Source organism: Mesorhizobium robiniae (assembly GCF_040545535.1).
Taxonomy (GTDB): domain Bacteria; phylum Pseudomonadota; class Alphaproteobacteria; order Rhizobiales; family Rhizobiaceae; genus Mesorhizobium; species Mesorhizobium robiniae.
Genome location: NZ_JBEPMC010000006.1, coordinates 295,657 through 320,299, shown reverse-complemented (window position 1 = coordinate 320,299; position 24,643 = coordinate 295,657). Strand labels below are relative to the sequence as shown.

General features: G+C 61.0%; 29 protein-coding genes and 4 tRNA genes. 17 read left to right on the top strand and 16 right to left on the bottom strand.

Going from position 1 to position 24,643, the window contains the following annotated elements:
- Positions 1–52 precede the first annotated feature (52 nt).
- Genes ABID19_RS18815 through ABID19_RS18795 form a run of 5 tightly spaced genes read right to left on the bottom strand, consistent with a single transcriptional unit; the run spans position 53 to position 4,670 of the window.
- A complete protein-coding gene (locus ABID19_RS18815; protein WP_354492434.1) occupies positions 53–814 on the bottom strand; it encodes an MBL fold metallo-hydrolase in 762 nt (253 codons plus the stop codon).
- 3 nt (positions 815–817) lie between these two features.
- A complete protein-coding gene (locus tag ABID19_RS18810) occupies positions 818–1,882 on the bottom strand; it encodes an ABC transporter ATP-binding protein (RefSeq protein ID WP_354492433.1) in 1,065 nt (354 codons plus the stop codon).
- Complete coding sequence (locus ABID19_RS18805; RefSeq protein WP_354492432.1) at positions 1,879–2,661, bottom strand: ABC transporter permease; 783 nt, start codon at positions 2,659–2,661, stop codon at positions 1,879–1,881. The genes ABID19_RS18810 and ABID19_RS18805 overlap by 4 nt, the downstream gene beginning before the upstream one ends.
- A 1-nt stretch (position 2,662) precedes the next feature.
- Complete coding sequence (locus tag ABID19_RS18800; RefSeq protein WP_354492431.1) at positions 2,663–3,550, bottom strand: ABC transporter permease; 888 nt, start codon at positions 3,548–3,550, stop codon at positions 2,663–2,665.
- 13 nt (positions 3,551–3,563) lie between these two features.
- Entirely contained in the window at positions 3,564–4,670 is a 1,107-nt protein-coding gene (locus ABID19_RS18795; RefSeq protein ID WP_354492430.1) for a polyamine ABC transporter substrate-binding protein, read from the bottom strand.
- A 92-nt stretch (positions 4,671–4,762) separates the two neighbouring features.
- Here ABID19_RS18795 and ABID19_RS18790 point away from each other — a divergent pair, with 92 nt between their 5' ends.
- Together ABID19_RS18790 and ABID19_RS18785 are read left to right on the top strand one after the other, a co-directional pair.
- Complete coding sequence (locus tag ABID19_RS18790; RefSeq protein WP_354492429.1) at positions 4,763–5,377, top strand: TetR/AcrR family transcriptional regulator; 615 nt, start codon at positions 4,763–4,765, stop codon at positions 5,375–5,377.
- 135 nt (positions 5,378–5,512) lie between these two features.
- Positions 5,513–6,079 (top strand): DUF2569 family protein, encoded by a 567-nt coding sequence (locus ABID19_RS18785; protein WP_354492428.1) that lies wholly within the window; start codon positions 5,513–5,515, stop codon positions 6,077–6,079.
- A gap of 30 nt (positions 6,080–6,109) precedes the next feature.
- Here the strand turns inward: ABID19_RS18785 and ABID19_RS18780 are convergent, their stop codons facing one another.
- The 4 genes from ABID19_RS18780 to ABID19_RS18765 all read right to left on the bottom strand — a co-directional run bounded on the left by ABID19_RS18780 (position 6,110) and on the right by ABID19_RS18765 (position 7,846).
- Positions 6,110–6,715 carry a cupin domain-containing protein gene (locus tag ABID19_RS18780; protein ID WP_354492427.1) on the bottom strand — a complete coding sequence of 202 codons (606 nt, stop codon included), beginning with the start codon at positions 6,713–6,715 and terminating at the stop codon, positions 6,110–6,112.
- Positions 6,716–6,913: 198 nt separating this feature from the next.
- On the bottom strand, positions 6,914–7,108 hold the full coding sequence (locus ABID19_RS18775) for a hypothetical protein (RefSeq protein ID WP_126107507.1): 195 nt from the start codon (positions 7,106–7,108) through the stop codon (positions 6,914–6,916).
- 215 nt (positions 7,109–7,323) lie between these two features.
- Positions 7,324–7,569, bottom strand: coding sequence for a hypothetical protein (locus ABID19_RS18770; RefSeq protein WP_354492426.1), 246 nt, complete (start codon positions 7,567–7,569; stop codon positions 7,324–7,326).
- A 201-nt stretch (positions 7,570–7,770) separates the two neighbouring features.
- A tRNA-Thr gene (locus ABID19_RS18765) sits at positions 7,771–7,846 on the bottom strand.
- A 158-nt stretch (positions 7,847–8,004) separates the two neighbouring features.
- Between ABID19_RS18765 and ABID19_RS18760 the strand changes: the two genes are divergently transcribed.
- Entirely contained in the window at positions 8,005–8,172 is a 168-nt protein-coding gene (locus tag ABID19_RS18760; protein WP_354492425.1) for a hypothetical protein, read from the top strand.
- A gap of 254 nt (positions 8,173–8,426) precedes the next feature.
- The gene (locus ABID19_RS18755; RefSeq protein ID WP_354492424.1) at positions 8,427–8,783 is read left to right on the top strand and encodes a hypothetical protein; all 357 of its coding nucleotides are present in this window, start codon (positions 8,427–8,429) and stop codon (positions 8,781–8,783) included.
- On the opposite strand, the gene ABID19_RS18750 is transcribed toward ABID19_RS18755, so the two are convergent.
- Both ABID19_RS18750 and bhcR read right to left on the bottom strand, forming a co-directional pair.
- Complete coding sequence (locus ABID19_RS18750) at positions 8,751–9,245, bottom strand: YbaK/EbsC family protein (protein WP_354492423.1); 495 nt, start codon at positions 9,243–9,245, stop codon at positions 8,751–8,753. The two genes, ABID19_RS18755 and ABID19_RS18750, sit on opposite strands and share 33 nt — an antisense overlap.
- Positions 9,246–9,306: 61 nt before the next feature.
- Positions 9,307–10,191, bottom strand: a complete 885-nt coding sequence (bhcR, locus tag ABID19_RS18745; protein ID WP_354492422.1) for an HTH-type transcriptional regulator BhcR — start codon at positions 10,189–10,191, stop codon at positions 9,307–9,309.
- A 202-nt stretch (positions 10,192–10,393) separates the two neighbouring features.
- Between bhcR and gcl the strand changes: the two genes are divergently transcribed.
- From gcl to ABID19_RS18730, 3 genes are all read left to right on the top strand, one after another.
- Positions 10,394–12,175: a glyoxylate carboligase gene (gene gcl, locus ABID19_RS18740; protein WP_354492421.1), complete on the top strand. Its 1,782-nt coding sequence runs from the start codon at positions 10,394–10,396 to the stop codon at positions 12,173–12,175.
- 14 nt (positions 12,176–12,189) lie between these two features.
- Positions 12,190–12,987, top strand: coding sequence for a hydroxypyruvate isomerase (gene hyi / locus ABID19_RS18735; protein ID WP_354492420.1), 798 nt, complete (start codon positions 12,190–12,192; stop codon positions 12,985–12,987).
- A 235-nt stretch (positions 12,988–13,222) separates the two neighbouring features.
- Positions 13,223–14,107 (top strand): 2-hydroxy-3-oxopropionate reductase, encoded by an 885-nt coding sequence (locus tag ABID19_RS18730; RefSeq protein WP_354492419.1) that lies wholly within the window; start codon positions 13,223–13,225, stop codon positions 14,105–14,107.
- 56 nt (positions 14,108–14,163) lie between these two features.
- Here the strand turns inward: ABID19_RS18730 and ABID19_RS18725 are convergent, their stop codons facing one another.
- Positions 14,164–15,006: a TrmH family RNA methyltransferase gene (locus ABID19_RS18725; protein ID WP_354492418.1), complete on the bottom strand. Its 843-nt coding sequence runs from the start codon at positions 15,004–15,006 to the stop codon at positions 14,164–14,166.
- A 201-nt stretch (positions 15,007–15,207) separates the two neighbouring features.
- On the opposite strand from ABID19_RS18725, the gene ABID19_RS18720 reads away from it, so the two are divergent.
- A tRNA-Tyr gene (locus ABID19_RS18720) sits at positions 15,208–15,292 on the top strand.
- Positions 15,293–15,362: 70 nt separating this feature from the next.
- A tRNA-Gly gene (locus ABID19_RS18715) sits at positions 15,363–15,436 on the top strand.
- Between the two features lie 153 nt (positions 15,437–15,589).
- Here ABID19_RS18715 and ABID19_RS18710 read toward each other — a convergent pair.
- Positions 15,590–16,057 carry a YidB family protein gene (locus tag ABID19_RS18710; protein ID WP_354492417.1) on the bottom strand — a complete coding sequence of 156 codons (468 nt, stop codon included), beginning with the start codon at positions 16,055–16,057 and terminating at the stop codon, positions 15,590–15,592.
- A gap of 157 nt (positions 16,058–16,214) precedes the next feature.
- Here ABID19_RS18710 and ABID19_RS18705 point away from each other — a divergent pair, with 157 nt between their 5' ends.
- A complete protein-coding gene (locus tag ABID19_RS18705) occupies positions 16,215–16,472 on the top strand; it encodes a GlsB/YeaQ/YmgE family stress response membrane protein (RefSeq protein ID WP_354492416.1) in 258 nt (85 codons plus the stop codon).
- Positions 16,473–16,581: 109 nt separating this feature from the next.
- Here ABID19_RS18705 and ABID19_RS18700 read toward each other — a convergent pair whose 3' ends face one another.
- From ABID19_RS18700 to ABID19_RS18690, 3 genes are all read right to left on the bottom strand, one after another.
- Positions 16,582–17,253: a peptidoglycan recognition protein family protein gene (locus ABID19_RS18700; protein ID WP_354492415.1), complete on the bottom strand. Its 672-nt coding sequence runs from the start codon at positions 17,251–17,253 to the stop codon at positions 16,582–16,584.
- Positions 17,254–17,434: 181 nt separating this feature from the next.
- On the bottom strand, positions 17,435–17,866 hold the full coding sequence (locus ABID19_RS18695) for a GFA family protein (protein ID WP_435528744.1): 432 nt from the start codon (positions 17,864–17,866) through the stop codon (positions 17,435–17,437).
- A 24-nt stretch (positions 17,867–17,890) separates the two neighbouring features.
- On the bottom strand, positions 17,891–18,778 hold the full coding sequence (locus ABID19_RS18690) for a DMT family transporter (RefSeq protein WP_354492413.1): 888 nt from the start codon (positions 18,776–18,778) through the stop codon (positions 17,891–17,893).
- A 308-nt stretch (positions 18,779–19,086) separates the two neighbouring features.
- Here ABID19_RS18690 and tuf point away from each other — a divergent pair, with 308 nt between their 5' ends.
- The 7 genes from tuf to rplK all read left to right on the top strand — a co-directional run bounded on the left by tuf (position 19,087) and on the right by rplK (position 24,642).
- On the top strand, positions 19,087–20,262 hold the full coding sequence (gene tuf, locus ABID19_RS18685; RefSeq protein ID WP_354492412.1) for an elongation factor Tu: 1,176 nt from the start codon (positions 19,087–19,089) through the stop codon (positions 20,260–20,262).
- A gap of 162 nt (positions 20,263–20,424) precedes the next feature.
- The gene (locus ABID19_RS18680; RefSeq protein ID WP_435528743.1) at positions 20,425–22,092 is read left to right on the top strand and encodes a COG3904 family protein; all 1,668 of its coding nucleotides are present in this window, start codon (positions 20,425–20,427) and stop codon (positions 22,090–22,092) included.
- A 109-nt stretch (positions 22,093–22,201) separates the two neighbouring features.
- Positions 22,202–22,687, top strand: coding sequence for a group II truncated hemoglobin (locus tag ABID19_RS18675; protein WP_354492410.1), 486 nt, complete (start codon positions 22,202–22,204; stop codon positions 22,685–22,687).
- A gap of 161 nt (positions 22,688–22,848) precedes the next feature.
- Positions 22,849–22,924, top strand: a tRNA-Trp gene (locus tag ABID19_RS18670).
- 371 nt (positions 22,925–23,295) lie between these two features.
- A complete protein-coding gene (gene secE / locus ABID19_RS18665; protein WP_029352158.1) occupies positions 23,296–23,499 on the top strand; it encodes a preprotein translocase subunit SecE in 204 nt (67 codons plus the stop codon).
- A 27-nt stretch (positions 23,500–23,526) separates the two neighbouring features.
- The gene (gene nusG, locus ABID19_RS18660) at positions 23,527–24,054 is read left to right on the top strand and encodes a transcription termination/antitermination protein NusG (protein ID WP_006333333.1); all 528 of its coding nucleotides are present in this window, start codon (positions 23,527–23,529) and stop codon (positions 24,052–24,054) included.
- A 159-nt stretch (positions 24,055–24,213) separates the two neighbouring features.
- Positions 24,214–24,642, top strand: coding sequence for a 50S ribosomal protein L11 (gene rplK / locus ABID19_RS18655; RefSeq protein ID WP_029352163.1), 429 nt, complete (start codon positions 24,214–24,216; stop codon positions 24,640–24,642).
- The last annotated feature ends 1 nt before the right edge of the window (position 24,643 follow it).

Below are 24,643 nucleotides of genomic sequence, written 5' to 3'. Positions count from 1 at the left end.
GCGTTGTGAATTCGCTAGGCACCGGGCAAGCCGTCCTACGAGAAGCCGATGCCTATCGCGCCTGCAGCATATGGCAGCCGGCCTGCCGCTTTTGTGCGAGGTACTCGTCGATAAGCTGGCGATAGCGCACCTTGCCGAAGCTCGGGAAGTGGCCACCGTGCACCACCGCAACATCGAGATCGCGCATCCGCAACAGCGTTTCGACGTAGTCGTCGACGGCTGAATGATAGACGTCGTCGATCAGCGGCCCGTCATAGATGATGTCGCCGGAAAGCAGGATGCCGGTCTCCCTCTCATAGAGCGCGATGCCGCCGGGCGAATGACCCGGCGTGTGGATCACCTCGAAGGCACGATCGCCGAGATCGACGACGTCGCCTTCTCCAAGCAGGCGGCCGGCCGGCGCCGGCAGGATATGGTAGCGCGCCGTCTCCCATCCCTCCGGTATGCCATCGAACATCTCATCGTTCGCGTAGCGGTCGGCGACCGTCCATTCATTGCGCGGATCGGCGAGGATTTCTGCTTCGGCCCGATGAACGCAGCGGTCCGGAAATTCGTGATGGCAGCCGATATGGTCGAAATGGGTGTGGCTGGCCACGCAAATGAGCTTGCGCTCGCTCACCAGCGGCACGTGGCGCCTGAGACTAAAATGGCCGAGGCCGGTATCGAACAGAAGATCGCGGTCGCGGCCGCGCACATGCCAGATATTGCAGCGGAAGAACGGTTTTATCCATGGTTCGTGAATCAACGTCACGCCATCGCTCATGCGGATGGCTTCATACCAATTCGGAGCGTCGATGACCGGAAGCGTGCCCATGGCTCAGCCCGCCAGAAGGATGACATCGCCAGCGTCGCACGAAACCGCAACGATGTCGCCCGGCCGGACGGCCGCAGCGGCGGGAACTCTGGCGATGAAGTGCAGCGCCAGGTCTTTCTCGGAGACAGCAAGCACGCGCTTGAAGCTGCCTTGAAACACCACGTCGCTCACCTTGGCCGTGCCGAGCCTTACAGTGCCGCCGACCGCGCCGAGGGAAAGATGCTCCGGGCGAATGGCGAGGGCGACAGCCGTCCCGGCCGACAATGTGCCGGGCAGCGAGAACAATCCAATCTGCGTCGCGACAGTGGTTGTTCCGTCCTTCGCCGCCTCCACCGTTCCGGATATCAGCGTGCTTTCACCCATGAAGGTCGCGGAAAACCGCGTCGCCGGCCGCGCATAGACGCGCTCGGGCGGCCCTTCGTCCTCGATGCGCCCGTCATTCATCACCACGCAGTGGTCGGCCAGCGCCATCGCTTCTTCCTGGTCATGGGTGACATGGACGAAGGCTGTGCCGACGCGCTTCTGGATCGCCTTCAGCTCGTCCTGCATCTGTCGGCGCAGCTTGAGATCGAGCGCGCCGAGCGGTTCGTCGAGCAAGAGCACCGCCGGCTCGATCACCAGCGCCCGCGCCAATGCGACGCGCTGCCGCTGGCCGCCGGACAATTGGTGCGGCTTCTTGTCGAAGGCAGTGGCCAGACCGACCAGCGCCAGTACTTCGCGCGCCCGCGCGATCCGTGTCGCGGCCTCGACGCCTTGCATGCGCAGGCCGAAGCCGACATTGCCGCCGACGCTCATATGCGGAAACAGCGCGTAGTCCTGGAACACCGTCGTCGTCGGGCGTTTGGCGGGCGGCACCGCGGTGCAGTCCTCGCCGCGGATCAGCACCTTGCCTTCGCTTGGTGTGACGAAGCCGCCGAGAATGGACAAAAGAGTCGTCTTGCCGGAGCCCGACGGCCCGAGCAGGATCGTGTAGCTGCCCGGCTCGATTTGCAGCGACACATTCTTCAGCACTATGTGCTGGCCGAAACGATGCGAGACGGCACGGATATCAACCAAAGGTGCGGTCATGCCGGCTTCCTCCGCAACAGCATCAGTTCGAACAATACCACCAGCACGATGGAGACGGCGAAGACCAGCGAGCCGACGGCGTTGGTCTTGGGATTGAGGCCTGAGCGCAGCAGGTTCCAGATCTCGACGGGCAGCGTGGTGTCGAAGCGCGTCAGCAGGAACGAGATCACGAACTCGTCCCAGGAAAAGGTCATCGACAGGAAGAAACCGGCAAAGATCGCCGGCGCCATGACAGGCACAGTGATCAGCAGCAGCACCTTCCATTCGGGCGCGCCGAGGTCGCGTGCGGCGCGCTCGATGTTGATCTGATGGTCGCCCATCTGGCTGTAGATGATGGCAAAGCACAGCGGCAGGTTGATCACGACATGGCCGATCCCGGCGGCAAGCAGCGATTTTGGCACGCCGGCCCAGTTGAACAGCACCAGCAGCCCCATGCCGATGATGAGATAGCTCACTGTCAGCGGCAGCGTGAGCAGCCCGCGCAGCAGGGGCGAGGCCGGCAAGGCGAAGCGTGCAAAGCCCCAGGCAGAGAGAAATCCCAACGTGACCGCGGCAGCTGAAGAGAGGGCGGCCACTAGAAGCGAATTGATTAATGCCGAGGTCAGCCGCGTGTCGGCGAGCACGGCGTCGTACCAGCGCAGCGACGGCCCGGTGAAGGGTGGGATCGGAAACGACGTCGCCTGTAGCGAAAACAGGACCAACACGACGACCGGCAGGAAGATGAAACCATAGATGGCGGCGGCGTAGACCCAGGAGGTGATGCGGACGAGAGTGCGCATCTCAGGCTCGCTCGATCTTCAGCCAGCGAGCGCAGGCGAGATAGGCAATGGTGACGACCGCCATTAGGATGATCGACAGCGCCGAGGCGAGCGGAAAGTCGCCACGCCGGCCGATCTGCATCATCACCAGCTGCGGCATCAAAAGCTCGTTGTTGCCGCCGAGGATCTGCGGCGTGATGTAGTCGCCGATGCACAGCACGAAGGTCAGGAAGGCGCCGACCATGATGCCGGGGAGCGTCAGCGGCAGGATAATATGCAGGAACGTGCGCACCGGCCCGGCGCCGAGATCGGCGGCGGCCTTGCGGTAGCTTGGGCTGAGCTGCTTCAGATTGGCGAAGATCGTCAGCGTCAAAAGCATGACGAAGAAATGCACGAAGCCGATGATTGTGGCCAGCCGCGTGTTGGCGAGCTGCACCGGTTCCGTGAGCAGGCCGGAGCCGGTCAACGCGCGGTTGACCACGCCGTTCTGCGCCAGCACCAGCAGCCAGGAGTAGGAACGCACGACATAGGAGGTCCAGAACGGCAGCACAGCCAGCATCAGTGCCAGCCGCTGCCAGCGCTCCGGCACCTGTTCGGCCAGGATCCAGGCGAAGGGGTAGGCGAGCAGCACCGAAACCACTGTGACAATTGCGGTGACCTGCAGCGAGTTCACCATCGCCTGCCAATAGGCCGGATTGGCAAAGAACTGGCTGTAGTTGGCGAGCGTAAAGCCACCGCCGCCATGCGCAGTCAGGCTGGAAAACCCCATGGCCAGGAAAGGCAGCACGAAGAACAGCAGCGTCCAGCCGAGCGCCGGCGTGACCAGCGCCCAAGGCAGGGCACGGCCCGCCCGGGGCAGGGCACGGCCCGCCCGGGGCAGGGCACGCCCGCTGTTTATGGCAGCGCTCACGACGGGCGACCGGTCACTGCGCCTGCAGCATTTCGGTCCACACGTCCTGCATCTTCTTGTCGAGATCGGCGTTCGGCGCCGGATAGGACTGGGCGCGGGCGAGGAAATCCGGCTGCTCGTCGAAGCGCAGGATCTTCTTCTGCTCGTCGCTCAGCGCGGCCTTGGCATTCGCCGGCATGCCCCAATAGCAGGCAGAGGTGGCAAGCCGCGCCTGGCCTTCAGGGCTCATAATGTACTGGATGAATTTCAGCGCCATGTCCTTGTTTTTGGAATCCTTGAACATCGCTAGCGACTGCGACCACAGCACAGCACCTTCCTTAGGAATCGAGAAGTCGAGGGCAGGGTTCTCCTTGGCCAGTCCGGCCGTCACCCACTCGCCACCGCCGACCAGTATGTCGACCTCGCCGGTCGCCAGCGCCGTCTGGCTGGCAGTCACCTCGCCGACCAGCTTGGCATTGGCTTTCATCTTGAGCAGCTCTTCCTTGATGGCAGGAAGGTCGGCTTCGGTCAGCTCGGCGGTCTTCTTGCCGATCGCCAGTGCTGCCATGCCGATGACCGGCAGGTAATAGTCATAGATGGCGATCTTGCCCTTGTACTTGTCGCCGGTCAGCGCAGCCATCGACTGCATGTCGGCCGGATCGACCTTGGTCTTGTTATAGCCGATCGTGTTGTAGCCGAATTTTTCGGTAATGCCGTAGCGCTTGCCGTCGACCACGGTGGAGCTGTCCATCTTCATCTGCGAAAAGAGGTCGGCGAAGGGCAGCTTGTCTTCCGGCAGAGGTTCGAACAGGCCCTTTTCGACGCCGCGCGGTATGTCGATACTGTCGATCACCATCACATCCCAGTCGCCGGGCTGCGACTGTTCGACGATCGCCATGCCGGCGCCGGTGCCCTCGAATTCCTTGACATTGACCTTGACGCCGTTGGCCGCCTCGAAGGGCTGCAGCAGCGCCGGGTCGGCGTGATCGCACCAGATCAAGGCGTTGAGATCAGCAGCCTGAGCGAGGCTGCCCGTCGCCAGCAGCAGTGCTGTCGCGGCACATGCGGCGTGAAGACGGCTCTTCAGAACGGAAAGCGGATTCGTAGTCGTTGGATTCGGGGTCTTTGGATTGATGGACATCGAGTGTTCTCCCTTTGCCTTTTTGGCTTCTGGCAAAAAATTGAACCAATTCTAAAATTGAGTCAATTCTGTTTTCATGGCAAATAGCCGATATGAGTGGATTGCGGGCAAGGCAAAAGGCGGATCGGCACCGCCGCATCATCGAGGCGGCGGCGGCGCTTTTCCGCGATGCCGGCTACGAAGGCGCCAAGATCGAGACGATCGCGGCGCAGGCCGAGGTCTCGGTCGGTACGATCTACAATTACTACCAGAACAAGGGCGACATCCTCGGCGCCATCGTTTCGATGGAGGTCAACGAGGTGCTCAATGCCGGGCGCGGCGTCGTCGCCAACCCGCCGGCCAATGTCGGCGATGCGCTCGACACGCTGCTCGGCATCTATATCGAGCATTCGCTGCATTATCTCAGCAAGGAGATGTGGCGGCAGGCGATGGCGATCTCGACGCAACTGCCGGACAGCCCGTTCGGCCAAGCCTACACCGCGCTCGACCGGGCACTGACTGAACAGATCCGCGCGCTGATCGCGAGACTGCAGGCGATCGGCCTGGTGCGCCGGGATATCGACGGGCAGGCGCTGGGCGAGCTCGTGTTCAACAACATGAACATGATGTTCATCGAGTTCGTGAAGCGCGACGAGGCGAGAATTGCCGAGCTGCGGGCGGCGATACGAAGGCAGAACCGGATTCTGGTGGCGGCGATTGGGGTTTGAGGCGCGTAACTCTGTCAGGACCGGTCAGGAGAAACGGATTTTTTGGTCAAAGGCACCGGCTCACTAGAGTCTCCTCCTTGAGTTGTTCTAAAAACATGATACAGCCTAAGGCTGCATAAATGGGTGGAGGGGTAAATGGGTTTTTCGTTCTGGCACTGGGCAATACTGTTTTTGCTGATTGGGGTGCCTGTCTTTTTCGCTGTGCGGTCTGCGATCAAACCTTCACAGAATCCAGCGAGCCTCGTGGGATTTGGAGGCTGGCTAATGCTGCTTGCGATCCTTCAGGCTTTCTCCCCGCTACGCACACTCGTCTCATTGGGTTCATCGAGTGAAGGCTACCGACAGCTCATGACGCTCCCGAATGGCACTTTGGCGGTCTATGGCGAGGTTGCCCTCTTGCTGGCGTTTGTGGTGTTCCAGGTGGTTGTGCTCGTTACGATGCTGCGGCGGAGTTACCGCTTCAAGCAGCTATTCCTGTACCAGTGGTTTGTAATACCAATCGTGTTTATTCTCGACACGGCTTGGATTTCAGCGGTTCTTGGCATTCCGGTGAGCCAGGTGCTTGCCGGAAATACGCTGATAGCGGCCATAGTGTCTTTTGCCCTGACCGGAATTTGGGTTGCCTACATCTACAAATCAGTCCGGGTGAGGAACACGTTCACCAAGACGGGCGCGTCTGGTCAAGTCGTGAGCGCGTCGTAGAAGGGTTCGTCTCTAAATGCGGTGTCGAGATCAGGTAGCAGGAAGGCCTGCTCGATCGAGGATTTCGGCGGCCGGAGTGATATGTGCGTGCGGTTTGCAGTAGATGGGGTCGATCGCCCGATAGCCAAGCAGATTGGCGAGAGGTGCAAGGATACTCAAAGCCACCCGCTGGATCGCAGGTGGGGGCCGCGTGAAGACGATCACGTCGGCAAATTCCCTGGCGATGACCGCCGCTTGAAGCGGTGAAGGTCTGCCTTTTTTATCCACCTTGCCAGCATTGGCCAGGCCGAAGAGCATGCCGATCAGCAGTTCGAAACGGTTCGGGTCAATGTGGTCCGCACCGTGAGCCCGTTGGATTTCGATCAGGATCTGCGCCTCGTCGGTCTTGCTGCTGTTCCACCAATCATGTGCAACGCCTGCCTCGGCCGTGGCAGATTGGCCAGGTCCCAGACAGAAAGTCTTCCCGGCGATGCAGGCATCGAGCCGGCCGCTGAAGACGGTAAAACGTTCAATCATGTTCGGGTGGAAGTGCTCGCCTACCACCGCGGCCCCCGGCCGAGCGGTTAAATAAACGACGCCAGGCCCTTCGCCACGGTCTTCGGTACCGCGCAGGATCACTGCATATTCGCCGGTCACCTTGTTCTCGTAGACATCTCCACAGCGTGACATGGATTAGCTCGCAGTTTCAGGACACCGCACATCACGGGGAAAAGATCCCAGTGCCGCAGCTTTCGCGAAATCTATTTAAAGCATGTGCCCCAAAAAGCGTAAGGGGCCAGCGCGCCAAGCAATCCCGAGAGAGATGGTTGCCTCCCCGGGGCACGGCCGGCAATTTTACCGGGCGTGCTTGGGTCGGGCGCGCGGAAACGGCACGACGGTCAATGGCGCCTTGCGGAATTCCGCGATGGCTATTTCCTCGATCAGGGAATCCAGCGCCTCGCTGACGCGTTGGCTCGTTTCGTCCATGCCGCAGAGGCGGTTTTGGGCGCACTCCAAGAGCTCGCGCGCAGCGGCGAAGTCGCTTCGCATGACATCACCCATTTGATTTTACCCGCCGCCCGGACATTGTCGGCGCGCTAAATTGAGCGATTGCTAATATACACAGGCGCATTTTAATCGAATGGCATTAAGTGACCGGAAGGGCGGGGGTGCCGGCCGCCCGCATGTCCTGCTGCATTAGTTGGGTTCGATTGAATTTTGCTGATGCCCAGAGGTGATCCGGAGGGCTTCGCGTGGCAGGGGGATTAGTCCTGATACGATCTTGGGCGGCTTAGAAATTCCCTGGCGGCAGCGATTTGACGCCTGTGCTCGCGGAGGAAGGCCAGGCTGAAACAAACCGAAAAGGCCAGCCCTGAAAGGATTATCGTTGTTTGCGAGGTTGGATCAGGATCGGGAACTACCAGGAAGCGGAAACCGAACGCCAACGCGAGGGCAGCAAGACCACCATACATGCCGCCAATAAAGGGGGCGATCGTACGTTTCTGCTCCAACGGAGGCTCCTCTGGTTCCCACTAGGGAACACCTATGGTTTCCCACTGGGGAATACCTAGGGTTTCCCACTCGGGAATACCTATGGTTTCCAATTCAGGGATATATGCGTTGAAGCTGATGTGCTACGGCCCCGGCCTGTGGAAATCGGGGATGAGCAGATTTCGAGCGGCCTTGGGAGGTTTTCACAAGAAGCGGTTTGCTGGTGCCCCCGGACGGAATCGAACCGCCGACCTTCGGTTTACAAAACCGCTGCTCTACCAGCTGAGCTACAAGGGCACGGCGCTCCGGTTAGCATATTTGTTGCGCCAGTAAAGACAAAACTCTGTTTTTGGTTTCCCATAAGCTCGCCGGAGCTGCCGCCGCGGGCATCCTGAAAACGGCCAATTTGCTTCCTATATTGATTGAAGGTGCAATCGCATGGGCGAGGGTATCGCATGATCAGATTTGTCGTCATTGCCCTGGTCGTCGTTGTGGCCTGGATTCTCCTGGTGAAGCTGATCAAGGATCTGAAGAGCGCCAACGTCGACTGGACCGGCGTCACCACCATCATCGGCTTCATCGCGCTCGCCTTCTGGCTGCGCCATATCACCGGCATGGGCTGAAGCTTTCCGCCGGCGGGGTGTCGACCTCCGCCGCCTACCGATCGGGATTGCGTACTGACTGCGAACGTCACCGCTGCCGGCTTTGAGGGGAAGTGAACCGTTTCAGGCAAGGGAAAAGAGGCACCCACTGCCCCTTTTTCAGCTGCCTGGGTTGCACAATTGAACCCGGCACCGCAACCGGTTCCAGCGAGGGATGTACAGGGATTTTTCGACAGCTTAGTCTGGCGGTGAAGGCACCAGAGGGAGAGGGGCGCTTGGACGAGCACCAACCCAAGGAAGAGCAGATTGAGACGGATTTCCGCAACGGCACGATCACCACCGTCGGCATTCTACTGGCTTTCTCGCTGGGCTTCATCACGCATTGGGCCGCCAACCCGCTCCCTTGGGAAATCTATCACCTGGCAGCCGTCGTGCCGATTTTGATAGGCATTGCCTTGCAGATACGAGCGCTTCGGTTGCTGCTCGACACAACGTCTCTACAGCGACGCGTCTATGAACGCGCCACCCGCATCTTCATCGCCGGCCTCATCTTCACCGCCTGCGGAGTTGGGCTGGCGATGCTGCTTGATTTCTACGACCTATCGACCAAGAGCGCGGTGCCCGGGGCCTAGCTCATCCTGACAGATGTCGCACCATTCGGCGCCGGTCAGCGCTGCCATGCGCTCGACGCCTATTTTCACCGCTGCATTGGTTGCGCCGGCCGCTGGCACGACCTGATCGTAGGCGCGCAGCGATACGTCGCAATAGACCGGCAACGGCGAGGCGAGGCCGAAGGGGCAGACGCCGCCAACCGGATGGCCAGTGATTTCGGCCACCTGCTCAGCATCGAGCATGCGCGGCTTGCCGCCGAATGCATCGCGCGATTTGCGATTGTCGATGCGCGCGTCGCCGCGGGCGACGACCAGCATGACCCGATCACCGACGCGCAGGCAGATGGTCTTGGCGATCTGCCCCGGCTCGACGCCGTGCGCCTCGGCCGCGAGCGCGACGGTCGCCGAGCTTGCCGGCGTTTCGATCACCTCGATGTCGGGGGCATATTCGGCGAAGAAGGCTTTGACGGATTGGAGGCTCATGCGTCTTTCGGGCGTCGGCTGGCGGAAGGTGGACGCAAACTTGGCCGTAGCCGGGCGGCTGTCAAGGTGAGCGCGCTGCGCCAATCTGGAAGAGTGAACCCGGTTCGGCGGCGCGGCTTGGTGAAGAAGGGGGCGGCAAACCACCAATCATCCTGGTTATTTCCGTTGCGGCCTCGCGCACCAGCGGGCCGATTTCGGCCAGCCGCTCCGGCGTCACCCGCACTGTCGGTCCCGAAACCGAAACCCCGCCGATCGGCTCGCCGAACTCGTTGAAGATGGCCGCCGCAACACAGCGCATGCCCGGGTGTCGCTCCTCATCGTCGACCGACCAGCCGCGCAGTTTGATCCTCACCAAATCGTGGGCCAGTGCCGAAATGTCGGAAAGCGTGTTTTCGGTGAAGCGCTCCAACCCGGCCTTGCGAAGGATGATGGCGACACGTTCGGGGTCGAGATGCGCCAGCACCGCCTTTCCGATGCCCGAGGCATGGAAGGAACTGCGCGTGCCCGGCCGGAAGAAGGCGCGGATCGCCTGATGCGTCTCGACCTGACTGACGAAGACGACGCAATCATCCTCGGCGACGCCAAGATTGGCGGTCTCGCCGGTCTTCTCCATCAATTCCTGCATGACGGCGCGGGCGCGGTCGACCAGCTTGCGGCGGCGCAGAAATGCCGCGCCCATGCGATAGGTTTCGACGCCGATCGACCAGAGCTGGTCGGTGCTGTCGAACTCGACCATGCCGTGGTTTTCCAGCGTCGTCAGCATGCGGTAGGCGGTGGATGCGGCAAGCCCGCTCTGCGCGGCGATCTCGCTCAGCGACAGGCCGCTGCCTTCGGCGACGATGGCCAGGATACGCAACGCCCGGTCGAGCGACTGCACCGAAGCCGCCTCGGACGGACCATGGAAGGCGCGCGGCCGCCCGCGCTGGCGTTTTTCGGTCGTTTTCATGGCGCCATTCTTGCTGATTTCGCCAAACACGCAATGAAAAAGTTTTTCAGTTTCGCATTGTCGAATTCATGGAAAACAAAAAACGCTGTTAAATCAGTAGATAACGGCCGTTTTCTAGAAATGAAAAAATATTCTGAAAAAGTTGAAAAATAGGCGATCCACTGGCATTCTCGGCCAATCAACAAATTCCGTGGAGGCTGACATGGCCAGGATGCGCGCGGTCGACGCAGCGGTTCTCGTTTTGGAAAAAGAAGGCATTTCCTGCGCCTTCGGCGTGCCGGGCGCGGCGATCAACCCGTTCTATTCGGCGCTGAAGGCGAGGGGTACCATCCGCCATATCCTGGCGCGCCATGTCGAGGCGGCGTCGCACATGGCAGAAGGCTATACCCGAGCCAAATCAGGCAATATCGGCCTGTGCGTCGGCACTTCGGGTCCGGCCGGCACCGACATGATCACTGGCCTCTATTCGGCCGCGGCCGATTCCATCCCGATCCTTTGCATCACCGGCCAGGCGCCCCGCGCGCGTCTCAACAAGGAGGATTTCCAGGCCGTCGACATCGCCGCCATCGCCGCACCCGTCGCCAAATGGGCGGTCACCGTTATGGAGCCCTACCTGGTGCCGATGGCGCTGCAGAAGGCGTTCCATTTGATGCGCTCATCGCGGCCGGGGCCGGTGCTGATCGACCTGCCGGTCGACGTGCAACTGGCCGAGATCGAGTTCGATATCGATGCTTATGAGCCGCTGGTGCCGTTCAAGCCGGCAATGTCGCGCAGCCAGGCGGAGAAGGCGTTGGCGATGCTCAACGCAGCCGAAAGGCCTGTGATCGTCGCAGGTGGCGGCATCATCAACGCCGACGCTTCGGATTTGCTGATCGAGTTCGCTGAGGTCACCGGCGTGCCCGTGATCCCGACGCTGATGGGCTGGGGCGCGATCCCTGACGACCACCGGCTGATGGCCGGCATGTGCGGGCTGCAGACGTCGCATCGCTACGGCAACGCGACGATGCTCGAGGCCGACTTCGTCTTCGGCATCGGCAACCGCTGGGCGAACCGCCACACCGGCTCGGTCGACGTCTACACCAGGGGCAAAAAATTCATCCATGTCGACATCGAGCCGACCCAAATAGGCCGTGTCTTCGCGCCGGATCTCGGTGTCGTCTCGGATGCCGGTGCGGCGCTGAAGATGCTGCTCGACGTCGCCACTGAATGGAAGACGGCGGGGAAATTGCGCGACTGGTCGAGCTGGGCCAGGGAATGCCAGGGCCGCAAGAAGACGATGAAACGCAAGACGCATTTCGACCAGGTGCCGCTGAAGCCGCAGCGCGTCTATGAGGAGATGAACAAGGCGTTCGGCCGCGACACCACCTATGTCACCACGATCGGGCTTTCGCAGATCGCCGGCGCGCAGTTCCTGCATGTCTACAAGCCGCGCAACTGGATCAATTGCGGCCAGGCCGGCCCGCTCGGCTGGACGCTGCCAGCAGCACTTGGCGTTCGCGCCGCCGATCCGCACCGAAACATCGTGGCGCTTTCCGGCGACTATGATTTCCAGTTCATGATCGAGGAATTGGCGGCCGGCGCGCAGCACAAATTGCCTTACATCCATGTCGTCGTGAACAATGCCTATCTCGGCCTGATCCGCCAGGCGCAGCGCGGCTTTTCGATGGATTTCGAGGTCAGCCTCGCCTTCGAGAACGTCAACCGCAAAGACGATCCCGAGGCTGGCTATGGCGTCGATCATGTCGCTGTCGCCGAGGCCATGGGCTGCAAGGCGGTCCGGGTGCGCAGGCCGGAGGAATTCGCCAGCGCCTTCGAGCAGGCGCAGCGCCTGATGAAGGAGCATCAGGTTCCGGTCGTGCTCGAATTCATCCTCGAACGCGTCACCAACATTTCGATGGGCACCGAAATCGACAAGATCACCGAATTCGAGGAGCTTGCCGAACATCACGAAGATGCCCCCACGGCGATCGTCATGCTCGACTGAATGGGAGAAAAAGAATGCCGCGTTTTTCAGCCAATCTTTCGATGCTTTTTAGCGAGCATGATTTCCTCGACCGTTTCGATGCGGCCGCCCGCGCCGGCTTTAGGGGTGTCGAATATATCGGCCCTTATGAGCATGCGCCTGAGACAGTTGCAGCAAGGCTGAAGAAGAACGGCCTGACGCAGGTGCTGTTCAACCTGCCGGCCGGCGACTGGGGCAAGGGCGAGCGCGGCATTGCCGTGCTGCCGGATCGCATTCCGGAGTTCCGGCAAGGCGTTGCCAAGGCGATCACCTATGCGCACGCGCTGGGCTGCGAACAGGTCAACTGCCTCGCCGGCATCGCGCCGCAGGGCGTCGAACGGAGCGTGCTGGAAGACGTCTTCGCCGAGAACCTGGCTTTCGCGGCGGAGAAGCTGGAGCAGGCCGGAATCAAGCTTTTGATCGAGCCGATCAATACCCGCGACATTCCGGGCTTTTTTCTCAATTATTCGGAGCAGGCACTGGCGCTGATCGACCGCATCGGCTCGAAGAACCTGTTCCTGCAATACGACATCTATCACATGCAGATCATGGAGGGGGATCTCGCCCGTACCATCGAGGCAAACCTCGACCGCATCGCGCATATCCAGCTAGCGGACAATCCCGGCCGTCATGAGCCGGGGACGGGCGAGATCAATTTTCCCTTCCTCTACGACCATATCGACCGCATCGGCTATTCCGGCTGGGTGGGGGCGGAGTACAAGCCGAAGGCGGGGACGGAAGCCGGCCTGGGATGGTTCCGGGACCTGGCCGGGCGGGGCAGTGCTGCGGCTTAGGTGCAGGAAAGTCGCGATTGAGGTCGAGTCCCTTCGCGCCCCCCTCTGGCCTGCCGGCCATCTCCCCCACGGGTGGGGAGATCGGCAGTTTCGGCGCCGGCTTTTAGCTTTCCCGACCTCTAAAATTGGCGAAAGCGGCGGCGACATCCAATCTCCCTCCTTGTGGGGGAGATGGCCCAGAGGGGGGCGCGAAGGAACGCGGCCTTAACAAGGAAACACGACGGAGAAAAAATGAATGGAAACCATCGGTTTCATAGGCCTCGGCATCATGGGCGCGCCGATGGCGGGGCATCTGCTCGATGCGGGTTACACCGTCCTCGCCAGCGACCACCGCTCGAAACCGCCGGCCGATCTCGTCGCCAAAGGCTTGAAGACAGTCACCGGCCATCACGCCGTAGCACGTGCCGCCGATATCATCATAACCATGGTTCCCGACACGGCGCAGGTGGCTGACGTTCTGTTCGGCGAAAACGGCGTCGTGGCCGGCCTGACCGGGGGCAGGCTGGTCATCGACATGAGCTCGATCTCGCCGATCGAGACCAAGGTTTTTGCCAAGAAGATCAATCGTCTCGGCTGCGACTATCTCGATGCTCCGGTGTCGGGCGGCGAGGTCGGCGCCAAGGCCGCATCGCTGACCATCATGGTCGGCGGCGAGGAAAAGGCTTTCGAGCGCGCCAGGCCGATGTTCGAGAAGATGGGCAAGAACATCACGCTGGTCGGGCCCAACGGCGTCGGCCAGACCACCAAGGTTGCCAACCAGATCGTTGTCGCGCTGACCATTGAAGCCGTCGCCGAAGCCCTTGTTTTCGCATCGAAAGCCGGCGCCGACCCGGCCAAGGTGCGACAGGCGCTGATGGGCGGACTGGCGGCCTCGCGCATTCTCGAAGTGCATGGCGAGCGGATGATCAAGCGCAGCTTCGCCCCGGGCTTCCGCATCGAACTGCACCAGAAGGATCTTAATCTCGCTCTGGAAGGCGCCAAGGCGCTCGGCGTGGCGCTGCCCAACACCTCGACGACGCAGCAATTGTTCAATTCCTGCGCTGCCAATGGCGGCGCCAAGGAAGATCACTCGGCGCTGATCAGGGCGTTGGAGCGAATGGCGGGGCATGAAGTGGGGTGAATAGTGAATAGTGAATAGGAAGGCGTCCTAACCATTCACCATTGACTATTCACCATTCACCCTAGAAATTTCCTCGTCGCATAAAGGCTCACCGCCGCCGCATTCGACACGTTGAGCGAGCGGATAGGGCCGGGCATGTCGAGCCGGGCGAGCGTCGTCACCGTCTCGCGCGTCTTCTGGCGCAGGCCCTTGCCTTCGGCGCCTAGCACCAATGCGATCTTTTCTCCCGAAAAACTCTTTTCGAGTTCCGCCGGCCCGTCCGAATCGAGGCCGATGGTCTGGAAACCGGCCTCGTGCAACTGGCCGAGCGCGTCGGCGAGGTTCTTCACCTCGATCTGGTCGATATGCTCCAGCGCGCCGGAGGCCGACTTTGCCAGTACACCGGACTCATGCGGGCTGTGGCGCGCCGTGGTGATCAGCGCGCCCGCGCCAAAGGCGACTGCCGAGCGCAGGACCGCACCGACATTGTGCGGGTCGGTGACCTGGTCGAGCACCAGCACCAGCGTCGTATCGCCGAGCGCGTCGAGGCGCTTGGGCTTCAGCGGCTCGGCCTCGATCAGCACGCCTTGATGGACGGCATCGGAGCCGGTGACCTTGTCGATGTCCTTCGGCTCGACCAGTTCAGTCGTGAACGGCAGGGCGGCGAGATCGGCGATCGCCAGCCGCTCGGCCGCGTTGCGCGTCACCAGCATCTTTTTGATCCGCCGGCGCGGATTGTCGAGCGCTGCCCGCACCGTGTGAAGGCCGTAGAGCCGCACCAGGCCATCGGCGGGGATCTCTCCTGGCGGCACCGGCTGGCGTGGCCTGAACGCCGGCGCGCCGCCGCTCTTCTCGTCGCGATGGGCGCGGCGCAGCTTGGCATAGTGGGTGTCTTTTGGGGTGCCTGACTTATTGCTCATGGCTGGCTTCTATAACCGCCTACTTCGGCTAAGGATATGGCACGTCGCGGCGGATATCGAACAACAACGAAAAAGCCTGGCTGCGCGGTTGACACCCAATGGCCTTGCCGCCATAAGGCGCTTCGCTGATTTCGGACAAAACCAGGAGGTTTCGGCCCTGATCAGCGTGAATGCCTCGTTGCAAGGCTTCGACGGCAGGCTGGAGAGGTGCCCGAGTGGTTAAAGGGGACGGACTGTAAATCCGTTGGCTTAGCCTACGTTGGTTCGAATCCAACCCTCTCCACCACTGCCGGCCCGAAGGCTTGAGACGCAAAAGCATCGGTTTTCGGATGAATCCGATGCTTTAACTGAAAGGCGCGGGTATAGCTCAGTGGTAGAGCAGCAGCCTTCCAAGCTGAATATGCGGGTTCGATTCCCGCTACCCGCTCCAGATCTCCGCTGCCCGCCAGGGCCGAGCGTAGGATCCCGAACCAAAGGTCAGCGCAAGTTGAGACGCGCTTTGCGAACGGAATCATCCGCAAATCGATAATTCGAAATGCTGGAGCTTCCTAGCGTCCAGACAAACGCGCGGCGACCTAGCTGCCTAGCTGGTGAACCTGTTCAATAAGGATGCGAGTTGATTCTGCTGCGGCACTTGTCCGTTCGGCGTCAACTGGTCGACGAGGCCCGGCAAAGCCGCGGAGAGTTGCTTGAGCAGGTCCTGCTGGTTCAGACCGGTCCTTTGCGCGATCTCCTGAATGACCTGCGGCCCGAGCGCATTGCCCAGATCGTTGGCGTTGATCGGCTGGTTCTGCCCAGTGCCGACCCACGAATCGGCGACGTTGCCGTGGCCGGCGTTTTTCATCTTGTCGAGGAGGCCGCCCAGCCCGCCGAGCAAGCCACCGTCGGTGGGCGCGGCTGTATCAGGCGGCACGGGGGCGGGGCTTTGCGCCGGATCGGTCTGGGCGGAACTTCCACCGCTCAACATTTTTCCAACCAGCAGTGCGCCGAGTGCGATCATCAGCGGCTTGGCCACGTTACCGCCGGGAACGGCATTGTCAAACAGTCCCATTGTGGATCTCCATGTCAACATTGCCCATCCCACCCTAGAATGACCCATTCGGGTCGAAATTCAAGCTGGTTGATCTTTCCGTAATCATGAATTTCAAGTTGGCTTGAGCTTTGCTTAATAATGTGGAAGTAATCGGAGGGGGAGAATGGAGAGGAAAATGTCAATATTAAGCTGGATTGTCCTTGGCGCCATCGCCGGCTTCATAGGCAGCAAGATCGTCAACAAGAGCGGGCAGGGCCTTGTTCTTGATATCATACTTGGGATCGTGGGCGCCATCGTCGGCGGACTGATCTTCAGCGCCTTTGGCGCGTCAGGCGTTACCGGTCTCAACATCTACAGCCTGATCGTCGCTGTGCTGGGGTCGGTGGTCGTTCTTTGGGCCTATCACCAGTTTACCGGGAACCGGGCTCTCTAGAACATTTGCGCTGGGTCATTTGGCGTCGCAGAAATGCGGCTAAAACAAACTTGGACAATCGATATTCGGCAGCCGGGCGGATTTGCCTTCCGCTTGGCTGCTGCACGCTTTAGCGCATCCTTTTGAGGATCTCCCGCACCAGCGTGTTGAAGCCAGCTTGGAGTCCTCTGGCCAGGATTGGCCACAATTCATCGAGCAGACGCCGGATGGCTGTTTCGAGGGCCATGTCACGGCCCGGTCTGACCGGCAGATTAGGCATCGCCCCCATCGCCGCCGTCACATCCCGCCGCAGCCGGTCGCCACAGGCTCTCGCGCCAACGACCGTCGGGTCGAAAGGCAGGCGGGAAAAATCCCATTTTCCGCGTTGCTCGATGCCGAGATTGCTTTCGACCTCGGCATGCGAAAGAACCGTTTTGGGCGTGACCTTGATGCGATAGTATTTGCAAAGTTCGGCGACGACGACAATCAGCGCATCCCATTGCGTCCTCGTCATTGGATAGCGGCCGGCGTCGAACGGCCTTTCCTCCGCTCCAGCCATGCAGCACAGAGAAACCCCGATCGAGCCGCTGTTGCAGTTGAGGGTGTGAGCTGCGTACCCTGATTTCACCCTGCCGGAATTAAGTGCGATGGAAGGCCGGCCCCTAACGAGGCTGCCATTGCCTTCGACAAGTATATGATAGGCGTCCTTGTCGGTATCGCCGGCCGAATGCGAGCCAGCCGTCCAGTGGCATACGACCCGCTTCATCGGAACGTTGGGCATCCAGTCCGGCGGCAGTGCCACAGAAATCCCCGCAACAATCGAGCGAACGGAATCACTATAAGTTCTTTGGCGCCGAATGTGAAAACGAAACGATAATTTGGTTGAGCGTTTCTAACACTTGGTGAACCGCGGCTAATCTATGGATGGGCTTGCGGCCGGTGCGATCATCCCTGTCGTCTGGAGGCCCGTCACCACATGCTCTTCATGTCACCACATGCTCTTCATATTGAGGCAGGTCATCGGTGATCGTGAACCACTTCGCCTTGGAGCCGACAAAGATGTGGTGCGTCGGGCGGATGGTCGGCTCATCGACGAGGGTTCCCATGGCGACGTGCACGAAAGCGCCGTCGCGGACGACCGAATAGAGCAACGAGCCGCAGGTCTTGCAGTGCGTGTCATGACCGGTCTCGTCGCCAAAGATCAGGAGGTTGTCGTCGCCTTCGGTCAGGCTCAGTCTCTCACGCTCGATGCCGGCAAACGGCTTGAAGGCTGAACCGGTGGTGCGCCGGCAGTTCGAGCAGTGGCAGTTCGCGGCATAGAGAAACTCATCGGCCACCGCATATTGTACGGCGCCACACAGGCACTTTCCGGCGAGCGTGCGGTCGTTGGCATGGCTTGTCACGGGCTTCTCCATCTTTTGCGGTGACCACTGCTTAAACTAAGCGACCACGGTCAGCCGGCGCCTGCGCTCGTCGAGCGACACGATGGTCAGTCCGCTGGCCACCACCAGCAGGATGCCGCTGATCGCCAGCGCGTTCGGGAATTGCTGGAACACCACCAGACCCGAAATGACCGCCCAGACGGTGAAGCAGTAATAGAACGGCGCCACCACGCCGGCCGGCCCGACGCGATAGGCCATGAAGATGAAGAAGTGGCCGAAGATCAGGAACAATCCGGCCCCGGCCATCAGCAGCAGATGATGCATCTCTGGCATCACCCAGCGCTCCGACATCAGATGCGCAACGCCTGAGCCGACCAGCACCACCACCACCGCGGAAATTGCAACGATCATTCCAGGCACGTCGGCGGCGACCCGCCGTCCGGCGAGATCCCGCGCGGCGGCGAATGCCGCGTTGCCGAGGGCCAGCAGGGCGTAGACCGAGATTCCCTGCATGGTCGGCTGCGCCACCATCACCGCACCGACGAAGCCGAGCCCGATCAGGACCATGCGCAGTCCCCCGATCCGTTCGCCGAACAGGACAGCGGAGCCAATCAGCATGAGCAGCGGAGTGATTTGCCCCAAGGCGGTCGAATCGGCGATCTGCATGTTGGCGAGCGCCACCACGTAGCAAAGGATCGCCGCCAGCTCGAGCAGGTTTCGTTGTAACACTCTCCTTTCGAGGATCAGCGGGATCTGCTTGGCGTAGCCCAGCGAAAGCAGCAATGGGATGCCCCACAGCGTTGCCGCCATGCCGCGCAGAAACAGTACCTCATAAGGTGGCAATCCTGCCGTCGCCAGCTTCATCATGGTGTCGTTGACGACATAGGACCCAGTCGAGAGGATCATGAACAGCGGGCCGCGGATGGCAATCGGGATGAAATGCATCCGATCAGGAAATCAGACCGGCGCCACACCGGCAATGGGCCAGATCCGGTCGTAAAATCCGGCAAGGCAGACAGGCGCAAGCGGCGATATCCATCCTGTGAATGCCAATGTCAGCGGAACCTATCTTCGCCCATTCCATTTCTTCTTGTTCGTTCCTATATCCGCGCCACATCCCCCGAAACCGGATTACGGGTTCAGACCGGGTGAGCGCGCGCTCGGCCACAAGACACTTGTGTTTTTCGGCCGTAGTCGCTAATCGCCCCGCATTCGACTGAACTGAAGGTCCAGGCCGTCCAAGGAAAGAGACTATGGCAAAAGGTAAATTCGAGCGTACAAAGCCTCATGTGAACATTGGCACGATTGGGCACGTCGATCATGGCAAGACGTCGCTGACGGCGGCGATCACCAAGTATTTTGGCGAATACAAGCGCTACGACCAGATTGATGCAGCACCCGAGGAGAAGGCGCGCGGCATCACGATCTCGACGGCGCATGTCGAATACGAGACGGCCAACCGCCACTATGCCCATGTCGATTGCCCCGGCCACGCCGACTATGTGAAGAACATGATCACCGGTGCTGCGCAGATGGACGGCGCGATCCTGGTTGTGTCGGCCGCCGACGGCCCGATGCCGCAGACGCGCGAGCACATCCTGCTTGCCCGTCAGGTCGGCGTGCCGTCGATCGTGGTGTTCTTGAACAAGGTCGACCAGGTCGACGACGCCGAGCTGCTCGAGCTGGTCGAGCTCGAGGTGCGCGAGCTGCTGACCAAGAACGAGGTCCCCGGCGACGACAATCCGATCGTCAAGGGTTCGGCGCTTTCGGCTTTGGAAGATTCCGACAAGAAGATCGGCGAGGACGCGATCCGCGAATTGATGGCGTCGGTCGACGACTACATCCCGACGCCGGTTCGTCCGCTGGACAAGCCGTTCCTGATGCCGATCGAGGACGTGTTCTCGATCTCGGGCCGCGGCACGGTTGTGACCGGCCGCGTCGAGCGCGGCGTGGTCAAGGTCGGCGAGGAGCTGGAGATCATCGGCATCCGTCCGACGACCAAGACGACCTGCACCGGCGTCGAGATGTTCCGCAAGCTGCTCGATCAGGGCCAGGCCGGTGACAACATCGGCGCGCTGCTGCGCGGTGTCGACCGTGAAGGCGTCGAGCGCGGCCAGGTTCTGGCCAAGCCCGGCACGGTCAAGCCGCACAAGAAGTTCGTGGCCGAAGCCTACATCCTGACCAAGGACGAAGGTGGCCGTCACACGCCGTTCTTCACCAACTACCGTCCGCAGTTCTACTTCCGCACGACCGACGTGACCGGCATCGTGTCGCTGCCGGAAGGCACCGAGATGGTGATGCCTGGCGACAACATCACGGTCGATGTCGAGCTGATCGTGCCGATCGCCATGGAAGAGAAGCTGCGCTTCGCCATCCGTGAAGGCGGCCGCACCGTCGGTGCCGGCATCGTCGTCACCATCAAAGAGTAATCGACACCGGCATCTGCCGGATCGAATGCAAAAGGGCAGTCCTCGGGCTGCCCTTTTTGCTTTGGGGGCACCTGCGACATGCACCTGCGCAGTCGTTCCAAAACCTGTTGCAAGCCTTCAAGCCTCAACTAGTATAGGTTGCATCGCGGGGGGCTTGCCCAAATGGTTCCGTGGCACCGTTTGAATGGCCGGACATGGTGGACTCTGGGGCTGATCTGCCTGGCGTCGTTCCTTGTCATGGGACACGCTGCCTTCGCGGCGAATACAAAAAAGTCCGCGCCGGATCTTGGCCCGGCGATGCGGTTTGTCGTCGTCCGCAGCAGCGCGCCTGGTTGTGAACCGACCTGCCCGGAGTGGATATCGGCTGAAGGCTCGATAGAAGCCGGCACGCCGGCCCTGTTCAAGCGCACGCTCAAGGTGCTCGGCGGCCGAAAACTGCCTGTCGTCATGAACTCTCCCGGCGGCAACGTCGAAGCGGCGCTGGCGCTGGGCCGCCTGATCCGCAAGAACAAGCTCGATGTCGCGGTCGGCAAAACCCGGTTCATCGGCTGCCAGCCCGGCGTGAAGATCTGCAAGGAAAACGACGGCAAGGGCGCCCGTTATTTCGGCAGTCCGGTTGCCGGCGGCGCCATCTGCAATTCTGCTTGTCCGCTGATGTTTGCCGGCGGCATCAGGCGTGTGGTCGGGCAATGGGCCTATCTCGGCGTTCATCAGATCACCACGACCTATTTCAGGACGAAATTGCAGTACCGGACCACCTATCGCGTGGTGAGAGGCAAGAAGAAGATCCTCAGCAAGAAGATCGTCGGCCGCAAGAACGCCGGCAGCTACAAGACCTACGAGATGAGCAAGCCCGTAGAGAAAAGACTGGCGGCCTATCTGAAGGAAATGGGCGTCGGCCAAGGCGTGCTCGATACGATGAAGAGCACACCGGCCAGCAGCATCCGGCAACTGGCTCCTTACGACATGCTGCAGACGAAGCTCGTCACCAGCCTGGATGCCGTCGATCTGCTGACCACCGCGACCCTGTGCAACACCGATCCCGTGGCCGCGAACTGCAGGGAAATAGCGGCGCCGGCCGGCGAGGTGGTGGCATACGCCAAGCCCGCTCCCGCTGCGTCGGTCGAACGCGAAACCGTCCAGCGGACCGATGTTGGCGATATGCGTTTCGTTCTGGTTCGAGGCAGGAGTTCCCTCTGCGATCCCAATTGCCCCGAATGGATCTCTGCGGAAGGCACGATCAGCGCCCAAACGCCGCAACGGCTGCGCCAACTGCTTGAGACGATGGGCGACCGGCGACTGCCCGTGGTGATCAACTCACCGGGAGGTGACGTGCTCGGCGCTCTGGCCACCGGAAGGTTGATCCGGGAACGCAAGCTCGACGTGGCGGTTGCACGGACGGACTTCATCGGATGTGAGCCGGACAAGGCGGATTGCACCGCCGAAGATGGCATCTATGTCGGACTGACGATCGATGCGAGCGGCGAATGTGGCGCAGCCTGTCCGATCATGCTCGCCGGCGGTGTCAGGCGCCTTGTCGGCCCTCGTGCGCCGTTGACCGTTCACTCCATTGGGTTGGAGCAGCCCGTCAAAACCTATTTCAAGGACATGGCAGTCGAACCCGGTCTGCTGGCGGCCATGCAGTCGGTACCGGCTTCGCGCCATCGGCAGCTCGAACCCGAAATGATGTTGAAAGTCGGGCTGACGACCGGGCTTGAATCGGTCGATGAATTTACCGGCCCAACCATCTGCAAATCGGAGCCGATGCCGGAGAATTGCCGCGTGGTTTCAACGTCCGAGGTTCAGGCCGAAGTGCCGGTCAAGTTGTAAGGCGCAGGCTCGGCAGCCGGCCCAACTGGCCATCGAGGCAGGTTGAGCGACGTTCGATCGTTCCGCTATCGTCCGAAGCAGTGACAGTCCGGCCAGTCGAGGATCGAGAATGAGCCAGGATACTCCGACATTGTTCGAATGGGCCGGCGGCAGCGAAGCGCTGAATCGCCTGACCCAAACCTTCTACAAAAAGGTGTCTAGGGATTCTGTCGTCGGCCCGGTGTTCAAAAACATGTCGCCGGACCATCCTGCCCATGTCGCGGCGTTCATCGGCGAAGTCTTTGGGGGACCGAAAACCTACAGCGAAAATCATGGCGGCCACCGCGAGATGGTGATGCACCATCTGGGCAAGCATCTGAGCGAGGAACAGCGCCGCCGCTGGATTAAACTGCTCGTGGACGCCGCCGACGACGTCGGGCTGCCCGACGATCCGGAATTCCGCTCGGCTTTCATGGCCTATGTCGAGTGGGGTTCGCGGCTGGCGAAGATGAACTCCAACCTTGGCGCGATCTGTGATCCCGAGACCGAGCCGATGCCGGCCTGGGGCTGGGGTGTGCCCGGCGGACCGTACAAGCCGCCGCCTTCCGGAAACTGACCAGATCGCGGCGGTTGGCTTGATCGTGAGCAATCAAAGGATCAAGGGAAATGGCCGGGAGGACGCTTGGATTTCCGCAGATGAAGGCAGGGCAGTACGCACCCTCTTTACAGCGCGCGCGGAAGCTTTTAGGAAGCGCCTGCTGCGCTGATACGCGCGATACGGGCATAGCTCAGTTGGTAGAGCGGCGGTCTCCAAAACCGCAGGTCGTAGGTTCGAGCCCTGCTGCCCGTGCCATTTTTCGAAATGGCCATTTCATGAAAATTGTGTGGTCTTCCAAGCATTGGCCGTTTGAAAATCGGCCGGTGGCTTGCCATATAGGCTGTCTTGGGGCATAAGGGGCCATAGCCGGGACGGGACGACTGGATGGTTCCGAGGCGGCGTTTGGTCATAAAGCGGACACTTGCCACTTGCGTGGATCAAGAATCGGTTTTATGTAGACGAAACAGACACGCGACGCGTGGAGCTGGGAAGCCGGCTTTACGCGTCCGATTTGCATGGGCGAAATGATTGCGCTGATTCGGCGCGAACACAGGCCCAGGCGGCACATCCCGGCCAGCGGGATCATCCAGGAGATCCGGTCAACGGGTCTCGAAGACAGGCGGCACATGGCTTCGAAAACCACAAATCCTTTCGTCTTTCTCCAGCAGGTTCGCTCGGAGACCGCCAAGGTGACTTGGCCGTCGCGACGCGAAACGATGATCTCGACGGTGATGGTCCTGGCGTTCGCTGTGATCGCGATGATCTTTTTCTTTACCGCCGATCAGCTCATGGGCCTCGCGGTCGAGCAGATTCTGGGCATTGGACGCTAAGTCCAGCGATTACGGAGAAGTCTTAAGATGACTGCGCGGTGGTACATCGTCCACGCCTATTCGAACTTTGAAAAAAAGGTCGCCGAGGACATCGAGAACAAGGCCAAGCAGAAAGGCCTGTCCGCTGACATCGAGCAGATCGTGGTGCCGACCGAGAAGGTCGTCGAGATCCGCCGCGGTCGCAAGGTCGATGCCGAGCGCAAGTTCTTCCCGGGCTACGTGCTCTTGAAGGCCAACCTGACCGACGCGGTGTTCTCGCTGGTGAAGAATACGCCGAAGGTCACCGGCTTCCTGGGTGATTCGAAGCCGGTGCCGATCACCGAGGCCGAGGCCCAGCGCATCCTGAACCAGGTGCAGGAAGGCGTCGAGCGGCCGAAGCCGTCGGTCACTTTCGAGATCGGCGAGGCGATCCGCGTCTCGGATGGTCCGTTCGCGTCGTTCAACGGTTTCGTCCAGGAAGTGGACGAGGAGCGGGCGCGGCTCAAGGTGGAAGTTTCGATCTTCGGGCGCGCTGTGCCGGTCGATCTCGAATTCGGACAGGTCGAAAAGGGCTGATCCGAAATCCTCGTCGCCTATTCGGTGACGAGGGAGGCGGCGCGGAGATCGCGCGGCCAAAACGGGTGGGAGGCGAATGCGGCTTTAGCCGGCCGCAGGAACCGCACCACCAGACTGCAACCGCCGGCGAGACCGGCATGAGATAAAGGCAGGAAAGAGATGGCTAAGAAAATTGCAGGCCAGCTCAAGCTCCAGGTTTCCGCGGGCTCGGCGACACCGTCGCCCCCGATCGGACCGGCGCTTGGTCAGCGCGGCATCAACATCATGGAGTTCTGCAAGGCGTTCAACGCGCAGACCCAGGAAATGGAAAAGGGATCGCCGATTCCGGTCGTGATCACCTACTACCAGGACAAGTCGTTCACCTTTGTCATGAAGACGCCGCCGGTGAGCTACTTCCTGAAGAAGGCCGCGAACCTGAAGTCGGGCTCGAAGGAGCCGGGCAAGGTCAAGGCCGGGACGATCGGCCGCGACAAGGTGCGCGCCATCGCCGAGCAGAAGATGAAGGATCTGAACGCAACCGATATCGAGGGCGCCATGCGCATGGTCGAGGGCTCCGCCCGCTCGATGGGTCTGGAAGTGGTGGGCTGAG

Coding starts and splice junctions, on each gene's coding strand:
- ABID19_RS18725 (WP_354492418.1), bottom strand. CDS start 15,006: ATGAGCAATAAGTCAGGCACCCCAAAAGACACCCACTATGCCAAGCTG.
- secE (WP_029352158.1), top strand. CDS start 23,296: ATGGCTTCGAAAACCACAAATCCTTTCGTCTTTCTCCAGCAGGTTCGC.
- ABID19_RS18795 (WP_354492430.1), bottom strand. CDS start 4,670: ATGTCCATCAATCCAAAGACCCCGAATCCAACGACTACGAATCCGCTT.
- ABID19_RS18750 (WP_354492423.1), bottom strand. CDS start 9,245: ATGAGCCTCCAATCCGTCAAAGCCTTCTTCGCCGAATATGCCCCCGAC.
- bhcR (WP_354492422.1), bottom strand. CDS start 10,191: ATGAAAACGACCGAAAAACGCCAGCGCGGGCGGCCGCGCGCCTTCCAT.
- rplK (WP_029352163.1), top strand. CDS start 24,214: ATGGCTAAGAAAATTGCAGGCCAGCTCAAGCTCCAGGTTTCCGCGGGC.
- ABID19_RS18805 (WP_354492432.1), bottom strand. CDS start 2,661: ATGCGCACTCTCGTCCGCATCACCTCCTGGGTCTACGCCGCCGCCATC.
- ABID19_RS18785 (WP_354492428.1), top strand. CDS start 5,513: ATGGGTTTTTCGTTCTGGCACTGGGCAATACTGTTTTTGCTGATTGGG.
- ABID19_RS18815 (WP_354492434.1), bottom strand. CDS start 814: ATGGGCACGCTTCCGGTCATCGACGCTCCGAATTGGTATGAAGCCATC.
- nusG (WP_006333333.1), top strand. CDS start 23,527: ATGACTGCGCGGTGGTACATCGTCCACGCCTATTCGAACTTTGAAAAA.
- ABID19_RS18705 (WP_354492416.1), top strand. CDS start 16,215: ATGTCAATATTAAGCTGGATTGTCCTTGGCGCCATCGCCGGCTTCATA.
- gcl (WP_354492421.1), top strand. CDS start 10,394: ATGGCCAGGATGCGCGCGGTCGACGCAGCGGTTCTCGTTTTGGAAAAA.
- ABID19_RS18680 (WP_435528743.1), top strand. CDS start 20,425: ATGGTTCCGTGGCACCGTTTGAATGGCCGGACATGGTGGACTCTGGGG.
- hyi (WP_354492420.1), top strand. CDS start 12,190: ATGCCGCGTTTTTCAGCCAATCTTTCGATGCTTTTTAGCGAGCATGAT.
- ABID19_RS18775 (WP_126107507.1), bottom strand. CDS start 7,108: ATGCGAAGCGACTTCGCCGCTGCGCGCGAGCTCTTGGAGTGCGCCCAA.
- ABID19_RS18690 (WP_354492413.1), bottom strand. CDS start 18,778: ATGCATTTCATCCCGATTGCCATCCGCGGCCCGCTGTTCATGATCCTC.
- ABID19_RS18730 (WP_354492419.1), top strand. CDS start 13,223: ATGGAAACCATCGGTTTCATAGGCCTCGGCATCATGGGCGCGCCGATG.
- ABID19_RS18760 (WP_354492425.1), top strand. CDS start 8,005: ATGATCAGATTTGTCGTCATTGCCCTGGTCGTCGTTGTGGCCTGGATT.
- ABID19_RS18710 (WP_354492417.1), bottom strand. CDS start 16,057: ATGGGACTGTTTGACAATGCCGTTCCCGGCGGTAACGTGGCCAAGCCG.
- ABID19_RS18790 (WP_354492429.1), top strand. CDS start 4,763: ATGAGTGGATTGCGGGCAAGGCAAAAGGCGGATCGGCACCGCCGCATC.
- tuf (WP_354492412.1), top strand. CDS start 19,087: ATGGCAAAAGGTAAATTCGAGCGTACAAAGCCTCATGTGAACATTGGC.
- ABID19_RS18695 (WP_435528744.1), bottom strand. CDS start 17,866: ATGGAGAAGCCCGTGACAAGCCATGCCAACGACCGCACGCTCGCCGGA.
- ABID19_RS18810 (WP_354492433.1), bottom strand. CDS start 1,882: ATGACCGCACCTTTGGTTGATATCCGTGCCGTCTCGCATCGTTTCGGC.
- ABID19_RS18675 (WP_354492410.1), top strand. CDS start 22,202: ATGAGCCAGGATACTCCGACATTGTTCGAATGGGCCGGCGGCAGCGAA.